Raw genomic sequence first — 8,156 nt, forward strand, 5'->3', positions numbered from 1 at the left:
TGTTTTCATTTCAATCTCCAGTTAAATCAATTATGTCTTAACTGGGTTAGTCGTATCAATTAAACCACGTCAGTCAACGATGGTGAGTTAAGTTCAACCCCTGATAATCTTATTATTACGGTGTTAGATAGTAATACTTCATTCAACGCTACTATCAATGGGACATTCAAACACATCATGGGACTGCCCATAGAAAATGTTTCGTTTTTAATCAATGGTCAAACTGCCACCACGGATAATCAAGGAAAACTCTTCTACAATATCGATGTTGAAAAAAATTCAAAGATTAAAGTAGAAACCAATGACGATCGCATCCCCTATGCCAGTTATACGTCAAATCCTATTAATCAAAGTGATGATTTCACCCTTGCATTAGGAGAACAAATTTTACCTTTATATCAGAAAGTTGAGATATTACTGGTTGATAACTGTGATTTAACTTCAACTCAAGAACACGTGTTAAACTTCACATTAACAAAGCATGACTCTCCCTTATTTAACATTGATTATCAATTCAATCAAACCCTCACTATATGGGAAAAATCAACGGTGACTATTCCTGTTGGGGTGACCTTTAATGTCCATTCTGAAACAGGCTTATTGAAAGAGCCAGGCCAAAGTACTTATCAAGAAAACCTGACTTATATCAGTCGATATGTGGAGCCAAGCTTAACGCCTACCAGCACGTTTTTTATGTGCTCAACGCTCCCATAATATTCCCCCAATGAAAAGCCATTTATCAATGGCTTTTATGACAATAAAGTAGGACGTTTACGCTGTCCAAATGCCAATCACCATAATGAGAAAAACAATGAAAATCTTTGCCTTTGCTGCCAGTAGCAGTCGTCAATCTATCAATAAAAAGCTCGTGACTTATGCCTGTAGCTTAGTACCCAATGCCGACATTGAAATCGCCGATTTAAATGATTATGAACTTCCTCTCTTTAGTGTTGATAGAGAAGAAGAGCTAGGCCACCCAGCACTCGCTCAAGCTTTTTTTAATAAAATTACCGCCGCAGATAAACTGATCATTTCCTTTGCTGAGCATAATGGATCTTACACCGCTGCCTACAAAAACCTCTTTGATTGGCTTTCTCGCATCGACAATAAAGTGTTTCAAAATAAGCCCACTTTATTGCTTTCCACCTCACCAGGGCCGGGGGGCGCCGCCAGCGTAATGCAATCAGCCTTACATTCTGCTCCCTTTTTTGCAGCCGATGTTAAAGCCCATTTATCTGTCCCCCGTTTTTTTGACAATTTTGATGTTGCAAACAATACCATCAATAATCAAGCTATCCATGAAGACTTGCTAACAGCAATAAAACAGCTCTAATCTTATTTTGATATCACCGACGACATCATCAATAATAAGAGGAGCTTCTTGCCTATCACGTCAAACACCTCTATCACCCACTATTAGGTGTTTGACGTGACTTAATAACACTTATGAATATTGCAGTATCATATCTTTTAAAAAGGATTGATTATGCCCAAGTCCACTGCCTTATTCTTATTTTATTTATTCGCCCTATCCTCCTTCATCCTTTCCTATTCTGTACAGGGGACAATAGAAAATAACTTAGCAAATAACTTAGTAAATCATTTAGAAACTTGCAGCGATTCTGAAAAAGCCAACATTCTTGCACCTGCAACTCACCAAGATCACACCGTTTATTTAGCCTGTCATTTATCTTTATCGGCTACTGATATTCTCACTAAAAAAATCATCATTCAGAATGAAGCAGCCTCTAATACTCATATTAACTGCAATAATGGCATCATAGACATGCATTCAGGCATTGCAGCGGGGATCTTTACTCACTCTGACAATACTATTACTATTCAATCGGTTAAATTAGATGATGACACTTGGTCCGTCCCTGAAAACATTAGTATCGAGAATTGTTATATTAAAGGTAATATTCGCATTATTGGCATGGGAAAAAATGGCGAAGCGCCGAACGTCAACGCTTCTTCGCAAACCCTTGGGCATACACTAAGAGCCAATAACGCCGCACCTCATCATATTGTCCTCAATAACCTTACTCTTGAATCAATAGTTCGCACCCCTTTGTATATTGCTCCCGGTGTTCACCATGTCACCTTACAAGATTCAAACATTCAAGGCACATCCAGCTCCGTTGCCTTATATCTTGATGCGGAAACCAATTACAATCACATTTTAAATAATCAATTTCATGCCAATGGCCCACGGGAGGTGATGGCCATTGATGGCTCAGCCTTTAATACCATAAGGGGTAATTTGTTTTCTGCTATTAATTTCGGAGGAATTTATCTTTATCGCAACTGCGGTCAAGGGGGAACAGTGAGGCATCAAACTCCAAGCCACAATATTATAGAGCACAACTACTTTTATTATGATCAATACACAGGCAATAACCCTGCGATTTATATCAGCGCCCGTAATGGCAATAGAAATTACTGCGAAGATGATAGCAGTGCAAATTTACCCGGCACCAGCTCGACAGACAATAATGACAACGCCCAAAATAATCTGGTTCGCTATAACCAGTTTTTAAACCGAGATCCTATTGCCTATTTGCGCTTTGGAACAAGGTTAGAAGATGCTTATCTGAATATTCCAACGACCTATGGCAACCAGTCTGTGGGTCAATTTCATTTCGGCTTCACAATAGCCCGACCATTATTTCAGTCTAAATACATGATGAGAGAAACGCACTGTCAGCGTTATTTTTATTAGCCATCACGCTAAATGTGAAGACTCAGCAAATATCAAAAAGGCTATTACACTCAATGTAATAGCCTTTTCTCACTCAGTACCGCATCCAATGCCAATCTTGCTAATGTTGTTGATGTTAGTATTAGTGCTAATATCGATTTTAAGGGCGATAAACCTTCACATTGGTATAGCCTTGCTCTTGCAAATATAAGGTCTGTAACTTACTCATTACCCCACGATCGCAATACAATAGATAAGTTTTGGCTTTATCAAAATCGCCAAATTGTGTGGCTAACTTATAAAATGGCACTTTCTTCACTTCGATACCATTAAGCTTTAACGGCGAAAGCTCTTCTTCTTCAGGGGCACGCACATCAATCACCACTTCACCTTGATTGATGGCATCAACGGTTGCCGTTTCAGTGATTTGTTGATCCATTTCGGTAGCGATATCCTTAATGCTAATCACCTTAGACTCAGCTAAGACTCTGTCGATTAAACCTTCAGAAAACTTCTCTTCTTCTTTTTCAATCTTAGACAAAACAGCTTTAACCGTCGGCTTTTGTGAGATCACGCCACAATATTCAGGAATGGATTTGGCGAAATCTTCTGTGCCAATCTCACGGCTAATATCAATAATGTCTTGTTTATCCATAGTAATCAAGGGGCGTAAAATCAGTTGCTCTGTACACCTATCGATGACATTTAAATTAGTCAAAGTTTGACTAGAGACTTGACCCATGGCTTCCCCCGTCACTAAGGCTTGTATGCCCATACGCTCAGCCACTTTCGCCGCGGTGCGCATCATCATACGTTTTAATATGACTCCCATTTGGCCATTATCGACTCGCTCTAATAACTCTTGTACCACAGGATCGAAAGGCACGGAAATAAACTTCACTTGATGAGACTCACCGTATTTTTTCCATAAATGATAAGCCACTTGCTTCACGCCGATTTCATGCTGATCGCCGCCTAAATTAAAGAAGCAAAAATGTGTCCGTGAACCACGTTTAATAAATTGATAGCTCGAGACTCCAGAGTCAAAACCACCGGATATAAGCGACAACACATCTTCTTGTGTGGCCATAGGAAAACCACCTAGGCCTTGAATACGCTTATCCACGAGATAAAGTTGGTCTTGATCGATTTCAAGATTCACTGTGAGATCAGGATTCTTTAATTTAACACCAATAGCATCAGTAAACTGATTGAGCCCGCCGCCCACATAACGTTCCACTTCAATGGAATTAAAGTCATGTTTGCCAGTGCGTTTCACGCGAACACAAAAAGTTTTGCCAGCCAACTCATCTTTGTAAGCCGCTAAGGTTTGCTGATAAATATCATCAATAGACTCAAAAGTACTGACATTCACCTGCAAAATATGTGCAATGCCCGGAATGCAAGCTAAGCGCTCACCAAAGGCCTCAATTAAATCTGCTCTGTCATCGGGCACCATGATCATGATTTTGTCCCACTGACGCTGCACTTTGGCACTTTCGTCAACATTTTTAAGGACATTTCTGATATTTGTTTCCAGCATTTTGGTAAAACGCATTCTTACCGGCTTGCTTTTCATCATGATTTCAGGAAACAGTTTTACGATAAATTTCATGGGCGTTCCGAACGAAGAGATTAAGGGTCAATAAACGGAGCGGGATTATAGCATACACACATGTGTCGATATATACCCATGAGACTGTACTCAACAGAAGCCAGTTGAAATGAAATTTTTGTCAAGTCTTGAGATGGCTTCATACCGCTAAGCTTTCAATCACTCCCTTTCATCTTTGGCCTATCCAATATCAAGCTCAATGCCAAGATCAATGAGCTATGCACTCAATCTTGATTAATACACATCATCTCCTAGCCTTTTAACTAAATAGCAGTTCACTAAGGTTAAAAATGTCACTACTGCCCACAGATCTCAGCTTGTTAAATGCGATTATTCTCATCATCGCAAGCTTTTTCACATCTGTCCTCACCTCCGCCATGGGGATCGGCGGTGGTATCGCCCTATTAACCTTAATGGCCCAGCTCATGCCGATCTCGGCTGTTGTACCTGTTCATGGTATAGTGCAATTGGGCGCCAATACGGGTCGTGCTCTCCTTTTGTACCGTCACATTCATTATCACCTGTTAGGCTATTTTTCACTTGGAGCAATATTAGGTGGGCTCATTGGCGCACATATCTATATTGCATTGCCCGTCAGCACACTCCAATTACTCCTTGGATTATTTATTCTGTATTCAATATGGGGCCCCTTACCTCAATATCACTTAAGTACACACATAAGAGGCTTCTCTGCTTTATTTGGCGCGATGACCACATTGGCGTCAATATTTGTCGGCGCAATAGGCCCCCTTGTGGCGATATTGATCAAATCACTCTCCCTAAACCGCCAAGCCCATGTAGCCACTTTTTCGACTTGCATGGTCATAGTGAATATCATCAAAGTCATGACGTTTGGTTTATTAGGCTTTGCCTTTCATGACTATTTATTGTTAATGCTTTTAATGTTATTCACAGGCTTTATCGGCACTTGGGCAGGACAGCATTATTTGCAAAAAATCAGCGATGAGAAATTCATTAAATGGCTTAATGCTATTCTAACCTTGCTGGCAATCCACTTAATATTTCAATCACTTAAGCTATTTTAAAGTAGAGCAAACAGCCGCAATCTGTACTGGTCAACCCCAAACATCAAGGTGGTACTTTTGACTAACGATTAGCAGGGTTGTTTCAGTAATTTTTCGGTAGGAAAAGCCTATTTTTGGGTCTTAGAAGGTAAATATCAAGCGGCTTATCACTTGGGATTAGGGCGCGACTACGCACGGCCTATCCTTATTAGTTATGTAGCTTTGTGATACTGACCTTGAAAACATACATTCATACCAAACATACCGCACCAATTATCCTCCGAAATAGTTAGTTTGCCATTTTCAAATTTAAATATTGCTTGGTATGGCTCTCTCCCTTGGCGTCCCAAAGAGTATTCAATAGTATCGCCATTTATTAATTCAGCAATGAAATCTAGATCCCCGATATTTGGACCATATTCTCTTGTTTTCCCCCACAAGGCTAAACCTTCGATATGATACTTCCCATCAATTAATCTTTGGACTTTTATATCAGCACTTTCAAATTCACCATCTCTAACATAATGCCCAGATATAATATCAACACCAAGAGTGCTAGCATCTCCAAATGAAACTAGACCAGAAAAAGCATTAGTAATATCAATTATTAGCTCGTCTCTAAATTTTAATGCTTCTATTTTTGTGAAGTTTTTACTTTGACGAGTAGTGCTATCGTATTGATCATGATGATCAAAGCAAAGAAAAGCTAAATTATTTTCAGAGTTGTTACTAGGGTCATGATCTAGGTGTGCAATCTGTCCTTGTTTGATGGTTGTGTCTCTATTTAATCCATAGCATATACAACAACGTCTACGTGATTTTAAAAGAACATCTGCCTGTATTTTAGGGGAAATCGATTTTCTACTCATTTGGGGTATTCACTATACTTTCCCAAGCTACATAACGCCGCGCTCTGCGGAAAATTTGGAGCTCAGCGTAAAATTTGTCCGACAGCAGCGCCTTGTTAGCATTAGGCGGCTTGAAGCTGGTTAATTAATCGAAATGTACCATTTTTTAAGGGCTGTGAAACCTTCCCTGAGCGGTCATAGCCATATTTCATTAAGTGATACATCAACGATAATATAGAGTTACTTAAACTATATAAAAGTGAAATATCATTACCATTAATACTCAAATCAAAGCTGCTAGGATTTTTCATCCATTCTGAGTTTCTCAGAACTGCTTCTTGGTCATGTATTGCACCTTTGTAGGGGTACCATACGCCATGAGTGTGTTGATAATTAACCTTATTTCTAACTTGAGAAGGCCAATTACCTTTAGCTGCACCAGATTTATGTATTGCCGCTTTGATATTTGATATTAATGTTACCGCTTCTGATTTATGCGCCCCTAAACCTGTCGTATTAGAAACATTATCAATCAACCATTTTAGCAACCCTGAAAATGATGACCATGTATCAGCATGGGAATCTTTTAATTTCTTAAATTTCATTTCGTTATTGGAAATTGAAGAAAAATAAAAGCCATTCTCTATACTTGTAACACCACCATCAAACTGAGTTGCCTTCGCTATTTCCAATACTTTGTCAACATGGTCATTTTCCAACTGGCTACAAGCTTGACCAAAAATACGCAATATAGCGTGTACTGAAAAAAAGGCCGCATAATACATTTGAACTGAAGCCCAACTTGTACTTTTAGGTAATTGGCTAACTTTTCCTATGCTCCACATTGATTCTATAGCCGCTTGAGCAAACCTATTGCAGTCATTTGCTAATGATATGTGGAGAATTTCTTTTTGCTGAAATCGAAGTTCAAATTCAACAGCTCTATTTCTTGCAGAAGGTACTAATGTATTCAAAAGAAGATAGTGGCCATTCGCAACCCAAGCCTTTAAATCCGACTCGGTTGAAGAGTTTACTTCAAATATTTCATTCATAGAAAGTTGGTGAAGTATTTTAATTTCAGGCGTCATCTATAGAGTAAACTCCTGCTTTAATGACTCTTCTAGGTGATCGACAATAGGTTTATATGCATTCGTAGGATTTTCAATCTTGGCAGGCTTTATCCGTTGACCAGTAATTTGAGTAAATTCATAGTAATTATCAACAGAATAGATTGCTCCAAATCTATCTTTTACTCTTGCTGTTATTATCGGAAAGAAACCTGAAATCGCTTTAAATACTGTTGTATTAAACGCTTGCTCTTCTAAATGATGGGGGACTAAAACACCTTCATTAAAAGCCACTAAATAGGAATTAAATATTTCATATATTTCATCAGGGCTTTTGTTACCAAATACTTTCACCAATGGCTTAACAGCAGTATTAAAAACAGACCGGGTTATTTTTCCCTTCACTCTTTTCGATGCTGACAGCCTATTGTATAGCGCACTGTCATTTTCATTTAAAAATATATCAAACAGCTCCCTAAGATATTGTTCTGTATCGCTCTCATACTCTGCCATTTTTTTTATGTCTAGCAGTAGCTCTGTAGGGACCCCTTTTTGCTTTGAGTTAATATCAATAAACAATCTAGACTCATCACGTTTGGAAAGATTTTCGTAAACGACAACTGGGATCCTAAGCGCGGTTTTCGCAAGCTTAAAACCATAAACTCGATGCTGACCATCAATAATTAAAAATGCTTTACTAATTTTATCAAAACTAACCGATTTATTTTTGGAATCGTATATAAAACCACTGTCTTCTTGGGCTGAAAGTACAATTGAACTAGGAATTGTACCTAAGCCAGAATCAATATAACTCGCTATTTCTGAGGTAATGCCGATCATTTAACGATTTATTGATCGGTTGACTGATCGTTTAAATGCGTCAAAATCCGAGTCCTATCT

General features: G+C 38.7%; 8 protein-coding genes. 4 read left to right on the forward strand and 4 right to left on the reverse strand.

The features are described 5' to 3' along the window. The first annotated feature begins 177 nt into the window (after window positions 1-177). From Q0791_RS23685 to Q0791_RS23695, 3 genes are all read left to right on the forward strand, one after another. A complete protein-coding gene (locus tag Q0791_RS23685) occupies window positions 178-714 on the forward strand; it encodes a hypothetical protein (RefSeq protein ID WP_299011729.1) in 537 nt (178 codons plus the stop codon). A 97-nt stretch (window positions 715-811) separates the two neighbouring features. Then, window positions 812-1,333: an NAD(P)H-dependent oxidoreductase gene (locus Q0791_RS23690; protein WP_299011730.1), complete on the forward strand. Its 522-nt coding sequence runs from the start codon at window positions 812-814 to the stop codon at window positions 1,331-1,333. A 153-nt stretch (window positions 1,334-1,486) separates the two neighbouring features. Continuing rightward, window positions 1,487-2,722 (forward strand): hypothetical protein, encoded by a 1,236-nt coding sequence (locus Q0791_RS23695; RefSeq protein ID WP_299011731.1) that lies wholly within the window; start codon window positions 1,487-1,489, stop codon window positions 2,720-2,722. Window positions 2,723-2,861: 139 nt separating this feature from the next. Here the strand turns inward: Q0791_RS23695 and thiI are convergent, their stop codons facing one another. Further along, entirely contained in the window at window positions 2,862-4,316 is a 1,455-nt protein-coding gene (gene thiI / locus Q0791_RS23700; protein WP_299011732.1) for a tRNA uracil 4-sulfurtransferase ThiI, read from the reverse strand. A 290-nt stretch (window positions 4,317-4,606) separates the two neighbouring features. Here thiI and Q0791_RS23705 point away from each other — a divergent pair, with 290 nt between their 5' ends. Then, on the forward strand, window positions 4,607-5,362 hold the full coding sequence (locus Q0791_RS23705; RefSeq protein WP_299011733.1) for a sulfite exporter TauE/SafE family protein: 756 nt from the start codon (window positions 4,607-4,609) through the stop codon (window positions 5,360-5,362). Between the two features lie 191 nt (window positions 5,363-5,553). Here the strand turns inward: Q0791_RS23705 and Q0791_RS23710 are convergent, their stop codons facing one another. The 3 genes from Q0791_RS23710 to Q0791_RS23720 all read right to left on the reverse strand — a co-directional run bounded on the left by Q0791_RS23710 (window position 5,554) and on the right by Q0791_RS23720 (window position 8,096). Further along, on the reverse strand, window positions 5,554-6,210 hold the full coding sequence (locus Q0791_RS23710) for a hypothetical protein (RefSeq protein WP_299011734.1): 657 nt from the start codon (window positions 6,208-6,210) through the stop codon (window positions 5,554-5,556). Between the two features lie 101 nt (window positions 6,211-6,311). Beyond that, on the reverse strand, window positions 6,312-7,277 hold the full coding sequence (locus Q0791_RS23715; RefSeq protein ID WP_299011735.1) for a hypothetical protein: 966 nt from the start codon (window positions 7,275-7,277) through the stop codon (window positions 6,312-6,314). Continuing rightward, window positions 7,278-8,096, reverse strand: a complete 819-nt coding sequence (locus Q0791_RS23720; RefSeq protein WP_299011736.1) for a DGQHR domain-containing protein — start codon at window positions 8,094-8,096, stop codon at window positions 7,278-7,280. Window positions 8,097-8,156: the final 60 nt, after the last annotated feature.

Source organism: uncultured Shewanella sp. (assembly GCF_947495455.1).
Taxonomy (GTDB): domain Bacteria; phylum Pseudomonadota; class Gammaproteobacteria; order Enterobacterales; family Shewanellaceae; genus Shewanella.